At 46.2% G+C, this 20,863-nt stretch carries 18 protein-coding genes; 12 read left to right on the forward strand and 6 right to left on the reverse strand.

Annotation, left to right across the window (positions count from 1 at the left end; translation table 11 throughout):
- Positions 1–9: 9 nt before the first annotated feature.
- The 10 genes from EKG39_RS13685 (at position 10) to EKG39_RS13730 (ending at position 8,995) form a co-directional block, all read left to right on the forward strand.
- A complete protein-coding gene (locus EKG39_RS13685; protein WP_126506303.1) occupies positions 10–633 on the forward strand; it encodes a ubiquinone biosynthesis accessory factor UbiJ in 624 nt (207 codons plus the stop codon).
- Complete coding sequence (ubiB, locus tag EKG39_RS13690; RefSeq protein ID WP_126506304.1) at positions 630–2,279, forward strand: ubiquinone biosynthesis regulatory protein kinase UbiB; 1,650 nt, start codon at positions 630–632, stop codon at positions 2,277–2,279. The genes EKG39_RS13685 and ubiB overlap by 4 nt, the downstream gene beginning before the upstream one ends.
- A 59-nt stretch (positions 2,280–2,338) precedes the next feature.
- Positions 2,339–2,575: a Sec-independent protein translocase subunit TatA gene (gene tatA, locus EKG39_RS13695; protein WP_126506305.1), complete on the forward strand. Its 237-nt coding sequence runs from the start codon at positions 2,339–2,341 to the stop codon at positions 2,573–2,575.
- Between the two features lie 6 nt (positions 2,576–2,581).
- Positions 2,582–2,980, forward strand: coding sequence for a Sec-independent protein translocase protein TatB (gene tatB / locus EKG39_RS13700; RefSeq protein WP_126506306.1), 399 nt, complete (start codon positions 2,582–2,584; stop codon positions 2,978–2,980).
- A gap of 3 nt (positions 2,981–2,983) precedes the next feature.
- Entirely contained in the window at positions 2,984–3,751 is a 768-nt protein-coding gene (gene tatC / locus EKG39_RS13705; RefSeq protein WP_126506307.1) for a twin-arginine translocase subunit TatC, read from the forward strand.
- Between the two features lie 59 nt (positions 3,752–3,810).
- A complete protein-coding gene (locus EKG39_RS13710) occupies positions 3,811–4,350 on the forward strand; it encodes a hypothetical protein (RefSeq protein ID WP_126506308.1) in 540 nt (179 codons plus the stop codon).
- Positions 4,350–5,144, forward strand: a complete 795-nt coding sequence (locus EKG39_RS13715; RefSeq protein ID WP_126506309.1) for a TatD family hydrolase — start codon at positions 4,350–4,352, stop codon at positions 5,142–5,144. The genes EKG39_RS13710 and EKG39_RS13715 overlap by 1 nt, the downstream gene beginning before the upstream one ends.
- Positions 5,141–7,012 carry a sensor domain-containing diguanylate cyclase gene (locus EKG39_RS13720; RefSeq protein WP_425470173.1) on the forward strand — a complete coding sequence of 624 codons (1,872 nt, stop codon included), beginning with the start codon at positions 5,141–5,143 and terminating at the stop codon, positions 7,010–7,012. The genes EKG39_RS13715 and EKG39_RS13720 overlap by 4 nt, the downstream gene beginning before the upstream one ends.
- A 117-nt stretch (positions 7,013–7,129) precedes the next feature.
- Positions 7,130–8,146, forward strand: coding sequence for a porphobilinogen synthase (gene hemB, locus EKG39_RS13725; RefSeq protein ID WP_126506310.1), 1,017 nt, complete (start codon positions 7,130–7,132; stop codon positions 8,144–8,146).
- A gap of 309 nt (positions 8,147–8,455) precedes the next feature.
- Entirely contained in the window at positions 8,456–8,995 is a 540-nt protein-coding gene (locus tag EKG39_RS13730) for a thioredoxin family protein (RefSeq protein WP_126506311.1), read from the forward strand.
- A 71-nt stretch (positions 8,996–9,066) separates the two neighbouring features.
- Here the strand turns inward: EKG39_RS13730 and EKG39_RS13735 are convergent, their stop codons facing one another.
- The 3 genes from EKG39_RS13735 to rhlB all read right to left on the reverse strand — a co-directional run bounded on the left by EKG39_RS13735 (position 9,067) and on the right by rhlB (position 14,679).
- Positions 9,067–12,048, reverse strand: coding sequence for a TonB-dependent receptor (locus EKG39_RS13735; RefSeq protein ID WP_126506312.1), 2,982 nt, complete (start codon positions 12,046–12,048; stop codon positions 9,067–9,069).
- A gap of 391 nt (positions 12,049–12,439) precedes the next feature.
- Complete coding sequence (locus EKG39_RS13740) at positions 12,440–13,357, reverse strand: Ppx/GppA phosphatase family protein (RefSeq protein WP_126506313.1); 918 nt, start codon at positions 13,355–13,357, stop codon at positions 12,440–12,442.
- 14 nt (positions 13,358–13,371) lie between these two features.
- Complete coding sequence (gene rhlB / locus EKG39_RS13745; protein ID WP_126506314.1) at positions 13,372–14,679, reverse strand: ATP-dependent RNA helicase RhlB; 1,308 nt, start codon at positions 14,677–14,679, stop codon at positions 13,372–13,374.
- A gap of 174 nt (positions 14,680–14,853) precedes the next feature.
- On the opposite strand from rhlB, the gene trxA reads away from it, so the two are divergent.
- On the forward strand, positions 14,854–15,180 hold the full coding sequence (trxA, locus tag EKG39_RS13750) for a thioredoxin TrxA (protein ID WP_126506315.1): 327 nt from the start codon (positions 14,854–14,856) through the stop codon (positions 15,178–15,180).
- A 255-nt stretch (positions 15,181–15,435) separates the two neighbouring features.
- Positions 15,436–16,701 carry a transcription termination factor Rho gene (gene rho, locus EKG39_RS13755; RefSeq protein WP_126506316.1) on the forward strand — a complete coding sequence of 422 codons (1,266 nt, stop codon included), beginning with the start codon at positions 15,436–15,438 and terminating at the stop codon, positions 16,699–16,701.
- Between the two features lie 79 nt (positions 16,702–16,780).
- On the opposite strand, the gene EKG39_RS13760 is transcribed toward rho, so the two are convergent.
- The 3 genes from EKG39_RS13760 to EKG39_RS13775 form a co-directional block, all read right to left on the reverse strand.
- Positions 16,781–17,680 carry a LysR family transcriptional regulator gene (locus tag EKG39_RS13760; protein WP_126506317.1) on the reverse strand — a complete coding sequence of 300 codons (900 nt, stop codon included), beginning with the start codon at positions 17,678–17,680 and terminating at the stop codon, positions 16,781–16,783.
- Between the two features lie 372 nt (positions 17,681–18,052).
- Positions 18,053–18,784, reverse strand: coding sequence for a fumarate reductase iron-sulfur subunit (locus EKG39_RS13770; RefSeq protein ID WP_126506318.1), 732 nt, complete (start codon positions 18,782–18,784; stop codon positions 18,053–18,055).
- The gene (locus tag EKG39_RS13775) at positions 18,781–20,805 is read right to left on the reverse strand and encodes a fumarate reductase flavoprotein subunit (protein ID WP_126506319.1); all 2,025 of its coding nucleotides are present in this window, start codon (positions 20,803–20,805) and stop codon (positions 18,781–18,783) included. The genes EKG39_RS13770 and EKG39_RS13775 overlap by 4 nt, the downstream gene beginning before the upstream one ends.
- Positions 20,806–20,863: the final 58 nt, after the last annotated feature.

Genomic DNA, 20,863 nt, shown 5'->3' on the forward strand with positions numbered 1-20,863 from the left:
GGAAAACGTATGAAACGTGAATGTGCACTGCTACTCAGCGCTGGATTAGAAACGGCTCTTAAGCAGCTTGTAGACCAAGCTCCTGATGAATACGCCAAATTGCGATCCATTCATGGAAAAGTACTGTGCATTCAATTGAGCCAGCTCAGCTGGCCTCTTTACTTAGTTTTCGCCCGCGAAATTCAAGTTTTGGGCCGCTATGAAGGGGAAGTCACCACTCGCGTCAATGCCGATATCACTACACTCTATCAATTGACCGAAGGCGCTAACCTCACGGAGCTGATCAAAGAAGATAAGCTCAGTATCGAAGGCGATCTCAATCTACTTCAAACATTCAGCCACTTCATTCAGCACGTTGAATTCGATCTCGCCGAACCCATATCAAAATATCTGGGCGATGCCCCCACGCACCTGTTAACTCAGGGCGCTAAGCAAGCTAAACAAGATATTGCTAAAGTATTCACCAAGAGTCGCTCTCATATCGGTCAATTAACCACCGAAGAGTATAAGCTAGCTCCCCATAAAATCGAATTTATCCATTTAAGTGATAGAATCGAAGATCTTGTGGCAGATATCGACGCCATGGAGAAACGGATTAACCACTTACAAGACAGGGCTAAAGCTAAAACATGACGGCAACCAGTATCAGGCGAGCTTACCAGGTAATAAAAACCACCCTTCACTATGGGCTAGATGAATTAATACCTTCTAAAATTAAGCCTTGGTACTTCAGACTGCTTCGTTATAGTTTGTTTTGGATAGGCAATAAGCATAAAGATAAGGTCGGGGGCGAACGCCTGAAGCTTGCAATGCAGGAGCTTGGCCCGGTTTATATCAAATTTGGTCAAATGCTTTCGACTCGTCGCGACCTACTAAACGACGAGTGGGCCGAAGAGCTGAACATGCTACAAGATAGAGTTCCTCCTTTCGATTCAGCCATCGCCAGAGAGATGATCGAAGCAGAGCTCAACGCCCCCATAGAAACCTATTTTGAAGACTTCGACAACACTCCTTTAGCGTCAGCCTCTATCTCCCAGGTGCATAGCGCCACATTAAAATCAAACGGTAAAGCTGTTGTCCTGAAAATCCTGCGTCCGAATGTCGAGGAAAACGTCCATGCAGATATTCAGCTCATGTCTCAGGCTGCAAATTTTCTCGAGACGATCTTAGGCCAAGGGAATCGTCTGCGCCCAGCCGAAGTCGTTGAAGATTACCGCACCACAATTGAAGGCGAATTAAACTTAAAGTTAGAAGCCTTAAATGCGATTAAGCTCCGCAACAACTTTTTAGAGTCAGGTGCTCTCTACATTCCTTATATGTATGAGGATCTCTGCTTCACCCGATTAATTGTGATGGAACGCATCGACGGTATTCCTGTTTCGGATATGACGGCGCTCAAGGCACAAGGTACCAACCTGCAACTGCTGGCCGAACGTGGCGTAGAGCTGTTTTTCACTCAGGTATTCAGAGATAACTTCTTCCATGCAGACATGCATCCTGGCAACATCTTTGTAAGCCGGGAACACCCCGAGGACCCACACTATATAGGTTTAGACTGTGGCATCATGGGGACTCTATCTGAAGAGGATAAACGCTATCTGGCCGAAAATTTCCTCGCCTTTTTCAACCGTGATTACCGCCGTATAGCTCAGCTCTATATCGAGTCGGGTTGGGTATCACCAGATACCGATATTGGCGCCTTCGAACAGGCTGTGAAAGTGGTTTGCGAGCCTATGTTCAACAAGCCTCTGGATGAGATATCTTTCGGCCATGTTCTTTTGGAGCTATTCCGTACCGCCCGTCGTTTCGATATGGTGGTGCAACCCCAGCTCGTCCTGTTAGAGAAAACCTTGCTCTATATCGAAGGTTTAGGTCGTCAGTTATATCCGCAGCTCGATCTATGGAAAACGGCAAAACCTTTCCTGGAAGAGTGGATGTCGGAACAGGTCGGTCCCAAAGGGATGGCTAAAAAAATTAAACAAGAGCTGCCTTACTGGTCAGATAAACTGCCTGAACTACCAGAATTGGTTTACGACAACCTGAAAATGGGCAGAAATTTTGTAAAATCACAGAACCAGATGCTGGATAGATACCTTAAACAGCAACAAAAAGCCCATAAAAGTAACTACCTTTTACTTACGGCGGCAGTTTTAGTGATCTGTGGCACTCTTTTGTTTAATCAAAACGCTACACTATGGGCCTCTTATGGCTGTATCTCCGCCGGCACCGTTTTATGGTTACTCGGATGGAGATCAAGACCTAAGAATCGCAAATTTTAGCTAGCACTAAATAACCAAAGGTTCATAATAGAACCAGTATTAAAAATTGAGGATTATCCATGGGTGGCATTAGTATTTGGCAACTTCTTATCATCGCTTTAATCGTAGTTTTATTGTTCGGAACAAAAAAACTTCGTTCATTGGGTGGTGACCTAGGTGGCGCAGTTAAAGGCTTCAAGAGCGCGATGTCTTCTGAAGAAGAGAAAAAAGCCATTGAAGACTCTGCATCTGAGAAAACAGCTCAGACTGAAGAGAATAAAACTGAGTCCAAGGATAAAGATAAAGAACAGGTGTAATCCCTTATGTTCGACGGTATCGGCTTTATGGAGCTACTGTTGATCGGAATTTTGGGGCTGGTTGTACTTGGCCCTGAAAGACTCCCGGTTGCAGTCCGCTCAATTACAGGTTGGATCCGAGCCATGAAACGTATGGCGAACTCAGTGAAAGATGAACTTGAGCAAGAGCTCAAGATTGAAGAGCTGCATTCAGATCTAAAAAAAGCTGAAAGTCAGGGCCTCAAGAATCTTTCTCCCGAGTTACAGGAATCCATCGATCAATTAAAAAGTGCAGCTCAATCTGTTAATCGTCCCTACAAGGTAGAAGATATCTCTCCGGCCAGCTCTTCTGCGCCTGTGAATCCAACTCCTGCAGAGACAAAAACAGCTGAGACCAGCGCTACTTCTGAAAAACCGAACGGGTAGTCCATGTCGCAACAGCAGCCGCTAATTAGCCACTTGCTCGAATTACGTAACAAGTTGCTAAAAGCCATTGGCAGTGTACTTCTAGTGTTTATCGCTATGGTCTATTGGGCCAACGATATCTATCACTACATGGCAACACCGTTAATGGAAGCTTTGCCAGAAACCAGCAGCATGATTGCAACCGATGTAGCTGCTCCGTTTTTTGCTCCATTTAAACTTACACTGGTATTGGCATTTTTTATCGCTATTCCTTATGTGTTATATCAGGTCTGGTCATTTATTGCCCCAGGACTGTATAAGCATGAGAAGCGCCTGATGATGCCACTTCTTGCCAGTAGTACGCTTCTCTTCTACCTGGGTATCGCCTTCACTTACTACATTGTTTTCCCTGTAGTATTCGGTTTCTTTACCAGTGTTGCTCCGGAAGGTGTTGAGGTTGCAACTGATATCAGTAGCTATCTGAGCTTCGTACTTAAACTTTTCTTTGCTTTTGGCTTAGCCTTTGAGATCCCAATTGCCGTCATACTCCTATGCTGGGCAGGAGTTACGACTCCAGAAGATCTTAAAGCAAAACGTCCTTATATCGTTGTGGGAGCCTTTGTTGTCGGTATGATGCTGACGCCGCCGGATATAATTTCTCAGACAATGTTAGCAATTCCTATGCTGATATTATTCGAAGGGGGATTGATTGCGGCTCGTTTCTACAGTAAAAAGGATGAAGAAGACGAAGATGAGCAAGAGAAGCAGGATAAACCTGGCCAGGAAAGCTAAATAGATACACGCTAATTAGTTGACCATGGCGCGCTCAAATATCATAAAGGAACATATTTATGCGCTTAAGTTGGATCACAGCGGCAGTCATTCTGGTATCGACAAATGTTAATGCAGGCGTCGAACAGGAGCTATTAGCGTGCGCTATGAAGTCAGACAAGCTGGATCGTTTAGTCTGTTTCGATGCGTTAGCCGAAACGGTTAAAACATCTCAAAGCATGACAAGCGCAACATCTGTTGCGCCTGTCGTTGCGGCTGCATCAGCCCCCGCAGTTGCAGCGTCTCAATCGACTCCCGCAACACCAACCACCCTGCCAGCGACCCTCTCAAAGAGTGCCGAAGATGAGTTTGGTGGCAATTTCAAAGCAGAAGAGAAGAGCCTCGAAAAACTCTATATGGAGGTAGCCTCCGTAAAGAAAGATCCCTATGGCGCTCTGAAGATAAGCTTCATTAATGGCCAAGTTTGGAAACAAAGCGACAGTCGCCGTTATAAACTGAAGGCTGGTGAGACCGTTTATGTTGAAAAAGCCGCACTGGGCTCTTTCGTATTAGGTACCGATACTCGTAACGCGACTATAAGAGTCAAGCGAATCAAGTAATGCCTGAACACATAGATATCGCTGTCAACTTGATTGGCAGCGCACTCGAAAAAAATATTGATGATGTAATTCAACGAGCGGCGAACCAGGGTGTTTCGCCGCTTATCGTTATCGGCAGCGATTTGACTGAAAGCGAAAAAGCCATCCAGTGTTGTCTGCAACACCCAAACCAACTCTATTGTACCGCAGGTGTCCACCCTCACCACGCCAGTGAATGGCACTCCCAAAGCAGCGAGCAGCTAAAACAACTGGCTAGCGAAATTCAGGTCGTTGCCGTAGGTGAATGCGGCCTGGATTACAATCGGGACTTCTCACCGCGGCCTATGCAACGTCAAGCCTTCGCAGAACAGCTGGCCCTTGCCGTTGAACTAAAAATGCCTGTACTCATGCATGAACGCGATGCCCATACAGACTTCTTAGCTATAGTGAAAGAGTTTCGCAGCGAGTTAACCGGCGCACTGCTGCACTGCTTTACCGGGGACAGGCAAAGTATGGAGTCCTATCTCGAGTTGGATATGCACCTTGGGATCACCGGCTGGGTCTGTGACGAACGCAGAGGCCTGGAGCTGGCTGAGCTCGTTGTCGATATTCCGGATAATCGCATCTTAATCGAAACCGACAGTCCTTACCTGTTACCTCGCAGTATGAGACCAAAGCCTAAATCGAGTAAAAATGAGCCCCAGTACCTCCCCTATATATCTCAATATGTAGCCACACTACGAGGGCAGGATCCAAAGCAATTTGCGACGCAAACCTATCAAAACAGTGTCGACTTTTTTGGACTGAAGATTTGATTAGGTATCTCGGCTTACTGTTACTCACTCTTGTTCTGCTGTTTTCCGCCTCCGTACGGGCAGAGACCATACTCGCCATAGGTGGCGATGAAGAGAGTGTACTCGAGCTCTCCCCCTGGCTGTATTTTACTCAGGACAATGAGGGTGAAGGGATAGACCAGGTAAGACGGTACAGTTCGAGCCAATGGGACCGCTTAACCTCCAACTACAGTAACCGCATTGGTATCGCTCCTTTTTGGGTAAAATTTAGTGTCTACAATTACGAAGAGAGAGGGGTTGATCGCTTACTTTCAGTCGCGAACCCTCACCTTGACCGAATAGAGCTCTATCACCTGGTTAAGGACAAGGTTATCGACAAGGTGATCATGGGAGATAACCAGCCCTTCTCTGAGCGGCCTCTGATCAATAACCACTTTATCTATCCATTCGAATTAGAGCCCGAAAAGCTACATACCTTCTACCTTAAGATAGAGACCGAAGGCAGCGCCACCCTGCCAATGAACTTATGGTCTCAAGAGGCTTTTGCCAAGAATATAGAGGCCACTTCGCTGTCCCATGGTTTTCAACTCGGAGCACTGACGGCGATTGGTCTTTTCAGCCTATTTATTGCGATAACGTCTCGCTCATTCAGTTACAGCTATTACTCAGGCTATGTACTCTCTGTCACCCTGTTAGTTGCTACATTACAAGGCTTCGCATTTCGTTTTCTCTGGCCGAGCCTACCTGCACTGCAGCAGATAATGATCCCGCTACTCGTTCCACTGACTATGCTTTTTGCGCTGCTATTTACCGAAAAAGTACTCCAGTTTAAGTACCATAATGTGCACATGTTACGCGTTTGTCGTTTTGGTGCCGCCTATGCTCTCTTGTTAACATTAACGACACCCTTTTTAGATTATGCCCTCGCCCTATATATCGACATCATTTCGGTTCTGTTTATTACAGTACTCTTGATGGGGATGGCAATGATTCAAGCATCCCGAGGCTACAAGCTGGCTAAGCTGTATAGCCTGGCATGGAGCGGCATGTTAGTCGGTGCATTTATCACGGGCTTGATGTATTTAGGCTTTATCGAGCTCCCGATCAAACACCTGACACCGGTTATGCTCGGATTACTGTTTGAAATTTTGTTTATGGCCGCAATCTTAGCTATCCGTTATAACGACGAACGAAAAGCAAAGTTAAGGATTAAGCAGGAAGCATTGGTACAAGCACAGAGGATCAGACAAACCCGGGAAGAGGCTTTGCTCATAGAGGCTGACAGTAACGAGAAGCTCGAACAGATGGTTCAGGAGCGCACCTTAGAGCTGGAAATCGCGCTGAGAGAGTTGAACGAAGCCAACCAAAAACTCACCGAGCAAGCCACGGTAGACAGCTTAACCGGAGTTAAAAACCGGGCGGCTTTCGATAAACGATTACTCGCCGAGGGGAGACTCAGTCGCAGACAACAAACGCCTATGGCCATCTTGATGTTAGATATCGATAGGTTTAAATCCATTAATGACACTTATGGCCACTTAGCCGGTGACCAGACCCTAAGACTGATCGCACAGACATTAAAAGAGAATTTAAAACGTCCAGCGGATCTGGTGTCACGTTTTGGCGGTGAGGAGTTTGCTATCATATTGCCTAATACAGCCGAAGAAGGGGCTGTGCTGGTCGCTGAATTGATAAGAAAAATGGTTGCCGAACTTCCTATCAGCTGGGAAAATGCAACCATCCCACTCACCATAAGTATAGGCGTGAGTGCGGAGATCATTAATACCGAAAATCAACCAAACATCTTATTAGAACAAGCGGATAAAGCACTTTATCGCGCAAAAAACAGTGGGCGGAACTGCGTGATGGTATATACGCCAGAGCCTTAATAAAAACCAAAACCACGCCTTAAGAGTTTGGCTCTGCAGATGAGCTATGGTCACGAATGAAGTTTAAATATCAAGTCTGCATTTTCAACATCTATGGGTATAAGTTAGGAGTCGAATGTGAATATTATTACTAGTGCTTTTCCTCAGCGTAGAATGCGCCGCATGCGTAAACATGACTTTAGCCGTCGTTTAATGGCTGAAAATCAGCTTTCGGTAAATGATTTAATCTACCCTATGTTTGTATTAGAGGGTAACAATCGTACCGAAGAGATCGCTTCTATGCCGGGAGTAGAGCGCTACTCTATCGATCTTCTTCTGAAAGAAGCCGAAGAGATCGTCAAATTGGGGATCCCACTGATTGCACTTTTCCCTGTGACTCCTGCTGAAAAGAAAACCCTGATGGCCGAAGAGGCTTATAACGCCGATGCACTAGCGCAGCGTGCGGTTCGTGCACTCAAGGAAGCCTTCCCTGAGCTGGGTGTCATGACTGACGTCGCCTTAGACCCATTCACGACTCACGGTCAGGACGGCATCATCGACGAAGATGGCTATATTCTAAATGACATCACCACAGAAATTTTAGTTAAGCAGGCACTGTCTCATGCCGAAGCGGGTGCCGACATCGTTGCCCCATCAGATATGATGGATGGCCGTATCGGCGCGATTCGCCAGGCACTGGAAGAAGCTGGTCACGTGAACACTCAGATCATGGCGTACTCGGCTAAGTATTCTTCAAACTATTACGGACCATTTCGTGATGCCGTCGGCTCTGCAGGTAATCTAAAGGGTGGTAATAAACACAGCTACCAGATGGATCCGGCAAATAGCGATGAGGCTTTACATGAAGTAGCCCTCGATATTCAAGAAGGTGCCGATATGGTCATGGTTAAGCCAGGCATGCCTTACCTCGATATCGTAACCCGCGTTAAGCGAGAGCTAGCCGTACCAACATTCGCCTACCAGGTCAGTGGTGAGTATGCCATGCATATGGCTGCAATCGAGAATGGTTGGTTGGCCGAGAAAGCCATTGTTATGGAGTCGCTACTCTGCTTCAAACGTGCCGGCGCAAATGGCATTTTGACTTACTTCGCTAAGCGAGCGGCTCAGTGGCTAAAAGAAGATGAAGTGAAGTAAACTCAATTCATCTCATCACGGTCCGAAAGCCGCATTTATGCGGCTTTTTTGTATCTGTCCACCAAGAAAGGCCCGCGGTATCACTGGACAACATATGTTTCTCCAGTGTTACTATTGGCTCGAAAATGATACAGATCTTTGCTTGCAAGATACAAGAGCGTGAGCTGAAGTCCCGATCCCAAATATAGACAGTGATCCAGCTAACATGCTCACGAGCCGAATCTTTTAAATCTGGTAGCGAAATGATTGAATGGAGGTTCACTCGTTTCATTTGACTCCAGTTGAACTTCCGGGGTCTGAGGTATTATCATGAACACCAACATCAAGGCATTACTTGCCACAACAGCCCTGTTTTTCAGCTGCCAAACATTAGCTGAAAGTGGTTGTGCATTCGAAGACAAGCAAGATGGCTTTATTGCCACGTGCAGCGAGGAGAAACAAGAAGTGATATTAACAGGAGCCGTGAAAGCTCAAACCTTAGTCACCGAACTCAGCGATTTCAGCGAAGGCTATAAAGAGTACAAGGTCGATACGGCAGCGATTGCCCCACTTAAAAACCTGAAAGAGCCAACGGAAATAGTGGTTATCATAGGTACCTGGTGTCCCGATTGCCATCGTGAAACACCGCGCTTTATCCGCATCATGGAAGAGCTGAATAACCCAAATATCAAGGTTACCTATATTGGTGTCGATAGAGAGAAAGCCGATCCTAAAGGGTTAGCGGCGCAGTACGAGTTTACCCGTATTCCAACCTTTATCGTGATGCAGAAAGGCGAAGAGATAGGTCGAATTATTGAGAGACCGGAGCAATCTTTAGAGAAAGACTTAGCGGCTATGTTTAAGTCTTAATTGTCTTTAAAAGATAAAAAGGCCGCATCTGCGGCCTTTTTTGTGACTAGCTAAACTAATACCGATTAGTATTAGAAGTCATAGCGAACTGAGGCACGAACATAACGTGGCGTCTGGAAGCTATCAGGATATCCATAACGAACATTCTTGGCTCCACTATCAAATTCGTACTGCTCATCAACACCCGTAACACCATCGAAGTTAAACAGGTTATAAACGTTGAGTTTAAAGTTCAACAGACCCGCAGTTTTCATATCTAAGGTATAAGACAGGTTTAGATCGACATTGTAGACCCAGTCTGTACGTCCCATACTACCACGTGGCGCCGCTTCTCCATCGGCATAGAAGGAAGATGCACCATACCAGTCTCGACCGTAACAACGACCAACAATCTCAATCGCCTCGACACAATAACCCTGATCTTCCGGGTGAACACCAAATGCATTGATTGGACGTCCGGACTGTAGATAAGAGTTAAAGCCTACACTGAGGTCTTCTGTAATATTGTACACACCATAGAGTTTGAAATTATGGCGTCTGTCATTTGGCAGATATCCTTCCCCGTTATCCATCAATTCAGGGTAATCGAATGAGGTCGTCCAACCCGGATCGGCCTGCTCGTTATCCGAACGCACTAAGCCCTCGGTATTACCTTCACTCTTAGACCAGGTATATGAACCATTGATGGTAAAATCTTCGGTTACATTGCCGCTGAAACTCAACTCAACCGCTTTATAGGTTCGCGTCGCGTCCGGGAAGCCCATCTGCTCGGAACTAACATTTACCGTTTCTTTAACGCCATCGCCATCGACATCGTAATAGAGCTCAGTGCCGATACCCGGGTTAGTCAAAGTTGGGAACCAGCCGCCTACGAAGTAATCTTCAGCACTCGTCTCACCATTACCTGCGTGCCAGGTATTAGCGTCGTAGTTGTCTTTAATCCACTGATTCATACCGTAGTTAAACGAGACATCTTCGATCGATTGCTTCAGGTCGCGATACACACCACGGATACCCACGGCCCAATCATCATTAAGCTGCTGCTGATAACCTAAGGCAAACTCGTCCGAATACATTGAACCGGCTTTGTTATTAAATAACTGATCGGCATCAGGTACACTGCCATCAGCAACGACACGACGATCGATTTCTGAACCTAATACAGGCGAACCATCGGCATTCACCGACTCCAGCAGGCTAACAATGTGTGAATCGTAAGCCGCCGATGCCATTCTCAAGTTAGTGTTTGGTGATACTGGCTGGAAGTAGCGACCATATGACGCGTAAACCTTACTTGAGCCATCACCCAGCACATCCCAGGTAGCACCTAATCTAGGTGCAAACTGACCATCCAGATCTACATATTTATCGCCTGAGCCTGTCGTATTGCTAAACTCGCTGTATCGAACTCCTGCATTGATCGTCACTGTATCTGTGACTGCCCAGGTATCTGAGATATACAGTGCGGTATGAACATTTTCTGTTTCACTATTCTTACCCCAGATCCGTAGATCTGCATACTCAGTGCCTTCCGCTAACCCATAAGAGTTATCAGCACCCGCGGAATAATATTCATACCAGCCATCACCATGTGGCGTATAAATATCGGCAATCTCTAAACGCTCATAATCATAACCGGCTCTAAGAGTGTGATCGCCTACGACCCAATCTAAATCTATTCGATAGGTAATTCGCTTATCTTCTGCTTCAGATGAACCATAGCCAACCCAATCACCTAAACGCTCATAACTACCGGAACGGTAGTCTTCATAGGTTGATTGATCTAAAGTACCCGAGTTATCTTTTGTCGATTGAGTGATCTCGCCATACATAGCCGTCAAAGTGATATCGTCAGTCAAGTAACCCGTATATTGTGCATTCCAACCGATACCACCATAAGTTGACTCAGTCAGGCCAATTGCGTCGCCACGACCACCATCTTCATCACGATTATATTGAGTACTGGTGTAATCGCCTTCGTTACTGAAGGCCATCACACCAAGGGAGTGATCTTCGTGCATAAACCAATCGACTTTTGTGAACCAACGATTAGTATCCCACTCTTTATCTCTCAGGGTATTCTCACCGTATACCGTCTCCTCCTCTTCATTTGGGTTCCATAATCCATAGAAGAACAGCTTATCTTCGATAAGGGCACCCGAAGCCCACATGTTGTACTCTGTCTCTTGCCAGTAACCATCAGAGATCTCTTCAATACTGCCATCATCTTTCATTCGTATTGAAGGCTCTGCCAGTGCATCGGGAGCAACCTCAGCCTTAGCACCAAACTTCCATTCGTTATCACCCGATTTCGACACTAAGTTAACAACACCGCCAATGAAGCGACCGTATTCGGCAGATACACCACCAGTTTGTACTTCAGTCTGGGCGATGGCCTCCCATGGAAGATCGATATCCCCCATGCCTTTGCGAAGATCTGTGATATTGAGGCCATTGAGGTAGTAACCATTCTCTGCGACCGATGAACCACCGATGGCAACACCGCCGAAACCGTCATCACCGGCCACCGCGCCCGGTGTTAACAGGGCGATAGCAGTAGAGTCTAATTCGACAGGTAGTTGGTTTAACTCCTCAATAGAGATAACTTGCGATGTCGTCGTACTGGAAGTATCCACTCTGCTTATTCTTGCGCCACTAACTGAAATTCGCTCAACATTCGAATTCTCAGGGTCGAGTGACACATCAAAAGTAAGTGCATTACCTAAGGTAATCGCAATATGCTGCTCTTGAACCTGATAGAAACCATCCTTAATGATAGTCACAGTATATTGACCTATGGGTAGCCCTTTTAGCGAGAAGACACCATTTACACCGGTAGTGGTTTCTTTAACAATACCCTTAGATTCATGTTTAATAACGACTTTGGCATTACCAATATCCGAACCCGTTTGATTAGTGATGTGCCCCTTTAATACTCCAAGACCATCGGCAGCCATCACTCCCGGCGCCGACATCATCAATACTGAACCTACAGCGATCGCAGCAAGCGTTTTTCTTGGCGTAAATCGCTTAAGCGCGTTACTTCCAGACATAATTTATTCTCCCTTAACTTTCTCTGAGTAAGCACTTAGCAGAAATATTATTAGTAGATTTGGGTGCAAAACGAGCTAAGTGCAACAAAACAGTAACACAGCTTACATATTTTATACAATCTGCAATATACGATTAAGAGTTCGTTTGGCGCTGCTTTTTCCGCCTCTAAGGAGAGCAAAAAAGTAGCTGATAAAGGGAGCTAGCGAGAGGTTTTAGGGGATAAACGCAAATACCGACTAGATTAACTTGAGAATTATTCACGTTAAAGCACAAGATATATGACGAAGGTAAGCAGGAATAATTGAGAAAAGGTGCTAGGTGCTAGGTGCTAGGTGCTAGGTGCTAGGTGCTACAAATAAAAGAACAGAGAGGGATAACGTCAACGACTCACTACTTAATTCGGTTTGCTAGCCTCTGTAGTACGCCTTCTCTCAGCGCGCCGCCCGAAAGGTTAAGCTTTTCAATTTCAAGTAGCTCGAACAGAGCCAGTAATATGGATATGCCGGCGGCAAAAGTGGGGGCTCTTTCAGGGTGTAGCCCGCTAATGTCCCGCATCGAGATATCTTCTTGCTCCAAGATCTCTTGCTTCAGAGTATTGAGCACTGTCGGTGTGATACTTGCTGATTCATTGCGATGATTGAGCAACTCAACCACAGATTGCACACTGCCGGAGGCTCCGACAACACAATGCCAACCTAAGGTTTTTAGTTCAGCCAAATATTGTCCCAAAATGGCTTTGACTTGCGATTGAGCATCGTCGAAATCTAACTGTTGAAATGGAAAAGAGTTAAAGAAACGTTCATTGAAAGTGACGCATCCCATAGAGAGGCTGGTTTTAAGTAAAACCTTATCATCGTCACCTATGATAAATTCGGTACTGGCACCACCAATATCTATCACCAATCGACGACCTTCCGCACACGTTGTCGCGACCATACCTTGATAGATAAGCTCCGCTTCCTGCATACCTGAGATGATCTCGATAGGGTGGCCAAGAATGGGTAAGGCTCGTTGGCAAAATTCATCCGAGTTGCCAATATGCCTCAGTGTTGCGGTTGCAATAACGGCAACATTATCAGGGGCAACTCCCTCCTCCTTGAGCATTTTTGCAAACATAGCCAGGCAATCCAAACCGCGGAGCAGCACCTCTTCACTTAAGGTGCCATCACTTTGGATTCCTTCGGCTAGTCTGACTTTGCGTTTATATTTGGCAACAATTTCAGGTTGGCCACCAAGGGTCTTGGCAACCAACATATTGAAACTATTAGAACCTAACGTAATCGCTGCGTATGGAGGAGTATTTGACATCTATCGGAGCACTCTTACGAGTGTCTGCGAGTTCTGTCGTGACGACGTGGTGCATTACGGCTGCCACTGCGAGGCTTACCACCCGATCCGCTACGTCCCTGAGGTCGACTGTTATGCTTCCTATGAACTCTGACTGGAGATGGAATGTCATCCAGTAACGCTTCGTTATCATAGTTAGTCACAGGGATAGCGTGATCGATATACGATTCGATTGCAGGCAAGTTCAGCGCATATTCTTCACAGGCAAAACTTATCGACACACCTTTCTTACCCGCACGCCCGGTACGGCCAATACGGTGAACATAATCTTCACAATCATCGGGAAGATCGTAGTTATACACGTGAGAAACATCCGAGATATGCAGACCACGAGCGGCTACATCGGTAGCAACCAGAATATCCAGCTTACCTTCGGTGAACTGCTCAAGAATACGAATACGTTTCTTCTGTGGAACATCACCGGTCAATAAACCAACTCTGTGCCCATCGCCTTCCAACCAAGACCACAAGTTTTCACAGCTGTGCTTTGTATTTGAGAATACAATCGCCTTTTCCGGCCAGTCTTCCTCAATAAGGGTAAGCAACAGACGCATCTTCTCATCCATAGATGGATAGAAGATCTCCTCTTTGATGTTCTTAGAGGTCTTTTCGTTCGGTGCAATTTCAACTTTCTCTGGCTCATTCATATGATCATAAGCCAGCTCCTGCACTTTCATCGATAGAGTGGCAGAAAACAGCATATTCAGACGCGACTTGGCGTCCGGCATGCGTCTGAAGAGAAAACGGATATCTTTAATAAAGCCAAGATCAAACATACGATCGGCTTCATCTAAAACGACAGCTTGGATCGCACTGACGTTAATGACCCCTTGACGAACATAATCTATGATACGGCCAGTGGTTCCGATAAGAATATCGACACCTTTATCCAGCACCTTACGCTGAACGTCATAACTCTCGCCACCGTAGACAATCCCGACTTTCAGTCCAGTGTGTTTCGCAAGCAGGTCCGCATCTTTGGCTATCTGGATTGCAAGCTCACGCGTGGGAGCCATGATAATAGCTCTGGGCTGATTAAGCTCGCGGCCTTCTGGAATGGGGGTTGTGAGCAGGTGATTAAACGTGGCGACAAGAAAAGCTAATGTTTTTCCTGTTCCCGTTTGCGCTTGGCCTGCTATATCTTTTTTCTGAAGTAAGATAGGTAGAGATAACGCTTGAATAGGCGTGCAATATTCAAAGCCGCTCTCGTTAAGTGCTGTTTTTATCTCTGTTTGAAGAGAAAAGTCGGCAAACTTCTGATTAGATAAATGTGTTTCGCTCATAGCGGCAGCATACCAGTTAGGGTTGCAATAAGAAACTCAATCGTTTGAAATAGCGACTAATAATAAAAAGTAGCTTTAAAGTCGATTAATTCTACCTTGAAAAGTTTTTTTCAAACCCAATATACAGGTTAAGCCATTAACAAACCAGCAATGGCAACCTAACTGGAGAACATCATGAGCGACAAAATTGTATACCTAAGTGACGACAGCTTCGAAAATGACGTAATTAACTCTGAACTACCAGTGATCGTAGATTTTTGGGCAGAGTGGTGTGGCCCTTGTAAAATGATTGCGCCTATCCTTGATGATGTTGCCGAAGAGTACGCTGGTAAAGTCACCATCGCTAAGCTGAACGTGGATCAAAACAATGTTTCACCGGCTAAATATGGCGTTCGCGGTATCCCAACTTTATTAATTTTCAAGAACGGCGAGTTAGCCGGAACAAAAGTTGGCGCGCTTTCTAAAACTCAACTGAAAGAGTTTATCGAAGCCCAGCTATAAGCCTTGATAGCAGCTGTTCTACAACATGAGTTTTTATGTTGTAGAACAAGTTTCAGCCCCTAAGGTGACACCTGACACAGCATCAACAAGAAAATCAGTCTGGTTTCACTAAATTTCTAGACGCACCGCCTCTATAGTGCTACTTTAATAACCACACAATTTCTAAATAACCACATCTCGCTATTCGATCAATATCCTATACTTTATTACTCATTGATCACAGATAGCATTTCTCGCATAAAAAGACCCACCAAGATGAATTTATCAGAATTAAAAGACAAGTCGATTTCAGACTTAGTACTACTAGCCCAAGAAATGAAAGTTGAAAATACTGCCCGTGCCCGAAAGCAGGACATTATCTTTTCAATCCTTAAAGCCCACGCCAAAAGCGGTGAAGATATTTTCGGTGGTGGTGTATTAGAAATTTTGCAGGATGGATTTGGCTTCCTGCGTAGTGCCGACGCGTCTTATCTTGCTGGTCCCGACGATATTTACGTCTCTCCAAGCCAGATCCGCCGCTTCAGTATGCGAACCGGTGATAGTATTTTCGGTAAGATCCGTCCACCTAAAGAGGGTGAACGTTACTTTGCACTACTGAAAGTCTCCGAAGTCAACTTTGACAAGCCAGAAAACTCCCGCACCAAAATCCTTTTCGAAAACCTGACTCCACTGCACGCAGAAGAACGTATGCGTATGGAACGTGGTAATGGTTCGACAGAAGATATTACTTCAAGAATTCTCGACCTCTGCTCGCCTATCGGTAAAGGTCAGCGTGGTTTGATTGTTGCGCCGCCAAAGGCAGGTAAGACACTACTTCTTCAGAACATGGCTCAAAGCATCACCTACAATAATCCCGATGTGGTATTGATGGTTCTGCTAATCGATGAGCGTCCGGAAGAAGTCACAGAGATGCAGCGCATGGTTAAAGGGGAAGTGATAGCTTCTACCTTCGATGAGCCAGCCAGCCGTCACGTACAAGTAGCAGAGATGGTAATCGAGAAGGCAAAGCGTCTTGTTGAACATAAGAAAGATGTCGTCATCTTACTCGATTCAATCACGCGTCTCGCTCGTGCCTACAACACAGTTATCCCATCATCGGGTAAAGTACTTACCGGTGGTGTTGACGCCAACGCTCTGCATCGTCCTAAGCGTTTCTTCGGTGCGGCTCGTAACATCGAGCACGGTGGCAGCTTAACGATTATCGCAACGGCATTGGTTGATACCGGTTCTAAGATGGATGAAGTCATCTACGAAGAATTTAAGGGTACAGGTAACCAGGAGTTACACCTTTCCCGTAAAGCCGCTGAAAAGCGTGTCTTCCCTGCAATCGACTTCAACCGCTCAGGTACGCGTCGTGAAGAGAAGTTAACCACGCCTGATGAACTGCAGAAGATGTGGATCCTACGTAAAATCCTTAATCCTATGGATGAAGTGACAGGTATGGAATTCCTTATCGATAAATTGGCCATGACCAAGACTAACGATGAGTTCTTCACTGCGATGAAGCGCGCTAAGACCTAAGAGGTTCTAGGTTCTAGGTTCTAGGTTCTAGGTTCTAAAAAGCATAAAAAAGCCGCACATGTTGCGGCTTTTTTTATGGCTATTTATCAGCTAGCCTCTGCTTACACTTTTCCCTAAGCATATCTCTTAATAACAATATAACTGGCGTGACATGCTCACGCCCCGGGCATACCAGATAGAGATCGGCCGACTCCCCCTCGTAATCAGTCATCATAGGTACCAGCCTTCCACAGGTAATATCCCCTTCTAAGTCCAGAGAGGATTTATAAACAACACCTTTGCCGGCCACAGCCCAACGCCTTGCGACCTCAGCGTCATTACAGGTACGATTCCCCGTTACTCTGATCTTAAATTCACGGCCATTCTTACTGAATCGCCATAGATCATGAGTTCGTTCTTCTAACATAAAAAACAAACAGTTATGATCTGATAATTGATCGATTGCGGTGATCTCACCATACTTGGCGATATATGTTGGAGAGGCACAAAGTAGCCTTTGCACTTTAGCTATCTCAAAGGCGACTAAAGATGAGTCTTTGGGCGTTCCTAAACGCAGTGCCACATCGACTTTGTCATGATAAAAGTCGGAGAGTGTATCTCCGATATGTAGCCTAAGTTTAAGTTCAGGATACTGACCCATAAACTCATCTAGCCAAGGCAATAAAACGTGGCGACCAACATCCGATGGCACAGCAAGACTGACGACACCAGAGATCTTCTCTCTTACGTCATTAACCGCTTGCTGTCCCAGTGCTAAGTCTGATAATGCTCTGCGACAATGAATTAAATATCGCTCACCAGTATCGGTAAGCCTAAGGCTTCTTGTGCTGCGAATAAACAAACTAGTTCCAAGCTGTTTCTCTAATCGCTTAAGTGCTGCACTCGCTGTAGCGGGCGAGATATCCAGCTCAATTGCAGCCGCGGTAATACTGCCACAATCGGCGACTCGTACAAAAAGGGTAAGATCCTGTATCTGCATGGCGTCTATCCAAAATCGGGTTAATACCAATCAGTATAAGAAAGTGATCTACTCAGAGTTTTTTTTGGCAAACTAATTCAAGGCGAATAGATGATGCAATGGTGATCCCTTGTGAAGTTATTCAACGAGGAAGTAGGCAGCCAAAAACACTCCTGAAAGGCGAGTTTTAGCGCATCCGATGCTGTGTTAACGAGCTTAAACGTAGAACAACTATGCTCTTCACTCGCTGCCTTGCCTCAGAAGCGCTAAACTCTCGCTGAGCGATCACATCTTTATACTGATTGGTATAATTAGCATGCTATGAGGTATTTGCTAAAAAAGAAAGCCTGCTTTAAAGCAGGCTTTATATCAATGACTCACATCAGAGCGTTATTAAACCAGTGCAACCGCCATCTTACGTCTCAGATAAGCTATCTGCTGCATGTGAGGTAGGTCTTTGGGACAGTTATCCTGACAACCTAACAGGGTCATGCAACCAAACACGCCATCTTGATTACCGATAACATGGTAGAAGTCTTCGACGGTACGTTCATCACGACTATCGAGCTCAAACCGTGCAATTTTCATCATACCTACCGCACCGACAAAGCTATCACGCATCTGCTTAGTCGCACAGGCTGAGACACAGACACCACACTCGACACAGCGCTCTAACTCATACAGCTTAGCCGCCTCTTCCGGATCCATAGGCGCTTCCAGGCGATGCACATCAACATCATCAGCATTAGGCTGCAGCCATAGCTTCAGGCGCTCGGCAAGCTCACGCATAAACTTACCCGTATTAACCGACAGGTCGCCGATTAATTCGAAACCAGGCAGTGGCATAAGGGTAATTTCACCCTTAGGGTATTTACTGGTTAATGTACGGCATGCCAGTGTCGGGAAACCATTGATCACCATGGCACAGCTGCCGCATATTCCTGCCCGGCAGACAAAATCGAACTGCAGAGAGGTATCCTGAAGTTCACGCAACATATTGAGTGCGATAAACACTGTCATTCCCGGTGTCTCTTCGATCTGATATTTCACCATCTTAGGCTTATCATCAGGCTCTTGAGGGTCGTAACGAAAAATATTAAAGGTTAATGTGCGGCCCTGACTCATAATGCTTGCTCTCCTTCTGACTCTTCTCCAGGCACGGCTGAGACAGGTCTGTCTAAGTTGTCACATAAGCGTTCATTTCTCGCCATCAAGGCTTCGGGAACTTCGAATGGCATCAATGCTTGCTGGCGCTGATAACGGTCGGCGTTATCTCCCAGCTCACTTAAAATTTCAGTGATCTCTTTTTCACGCTTATCGGTATCGGGATGGGCTATTGCATTGTTAATCCCATAGCCGCGATATCCCGGCGGCAACTCCATCTTCATCACGTCCAGCTCTTCATAGCTAAGCTCAGGTGTGAGTGAATTTTCATCAGGCCAACTGGACAGGGTTCTATTCAACCAGTCTTTATCGTTACGTTGCGGGAAATCTTCTCGTGCATGTGCACCGCGACTCTCGGTACGCGCTGCAGCGCCGCAGGCGACCGTCAATGCAACCTTAAGCATGCGCTTCACGCGCAGTGCTTCGACCAGCTCAGGGTTCGCGTGGCGTTTCTTACACTTAAGGCCTAAGTTTTTGGCGCGCTTTAATAGCACTTGCAGTTCAGTCACGGCCTTCTCTAACTCTGGGCCATTACGGAAGATACCCACATAGTTCATCATGATCCGTTCCATCTCTTTTCTCAGAACGAATGGACTCTCTGTTCCCGGACCTTCGACAAGCTCATCGACCTCATTACGTACCTTGTTCACAAAGGACTCGGCCAAACCAGTGTTGATCTCTAAGGTGTTCTCCTGACAGAAATCGGCTACATATTTACCGATAATCATACCGCCAACCACAGTCTCGGCCAGCGAATTACCGCCCAGTCGGTTGAAGCCATGCATGTCCCAACAAGCAGCTTCACCCACACTGAATAAACCTTTGAGCTGAGGGTTTTGCCCAGTTTTATCGGTACGTATACCGCCCATGGAGTAGTGTTGAGTCGGGCGAACCGGGATCCAATCTTTTGCAGGATCGATACCTAAGAAGCTCTCACAGATCTCTTTCACTTCACGCAGGTTAGTTTCGACATGTTTACGACCAAGCAGCGTAATATCTAACCACAGGTGAGGACCATAAGGGCTATCGACTCCCTTACCTTTACGAATATGTTCGGTCATACGACGTGATACGACATCACGGGAAGCCAGTTCTTTCTTTTCAGGCTCATAGTCCGGCATAAAACGGTGGCCATCTTTATCTCTGAGCAGACCTCCATCGCCACGACAGCCTTCGGTTGTCAAAATACCTACCGGTACGATGGCGGTTGGATGGAACTGTACCGCCTCCATATTGCCAAGCTTTGCCACACCGGTTTCCAGCGCGAGCGCCTGGCCTATCCCCTCACAGATAATGGCATTGGTCGACACTTCATAAATACGACCATAGCCACCGGTAGCTATCGTAGTCGACTTCGCTATATAAGCGCGAAGCTCGCCCGTTATCATGCAGCGGGCAACAACACCATGACAGCGTTTGCCGTCATGAATAAGGGATAACGCCTCGACTCTTTCATGAACGGGTATATCCAGAGAGATGGCTTTATTATCGACGGCATAAAGAAGTGAGTGACCGGTACCATCTGCGGTATAACAGGTACGCCACTTTTTAGTGCCACCAAAGTCCCGCGCGTTAATCAGGCCATGAGCTTCTTCGGCCTCTTCAATAGTGACCTTTTCGGCGTTAACGACCACCTGACGAGGGCCCTTAGTCACACGCGTCCATGGCACCCCCCAGTTTGTCAGCTCACGCACAGCCTTAGGAGCACAATGAGCAAACATCCTTGCCACATCCTGATCGCAGCCCCAGTCAGAACCTTTGACCGTATCCTGAAAATGGATATCTTCATCATCACCCATACCTTTAACGGTATTTCCAAGACTCGCCTGCATACCACCTTGAGCGGCTGCGGAGTGCGATCGTTTTGCAGGAATAAGTGATAACACTACAGTGTCGAGGCCACGCTCTTTAGAGGCGATAGCAACTCTGAGTCCGGCCAGTCCAGCTCCGACTACTAAAGAATCGGTATATATCAGTTTCACACTTGCTCCTTACATAGGGCTTGAGGGCTCATTATTTTTATCATTTCAAACTCGTAAT

Source organism: Shewanella atlantica (assembly GCF_003966265.1).
GTDB lineage: Bacteria > Pseudomonadota > Gammaproteobacteria > Enterobacterales > Shewanellaceae > Shewanella > Shewanella atlantica.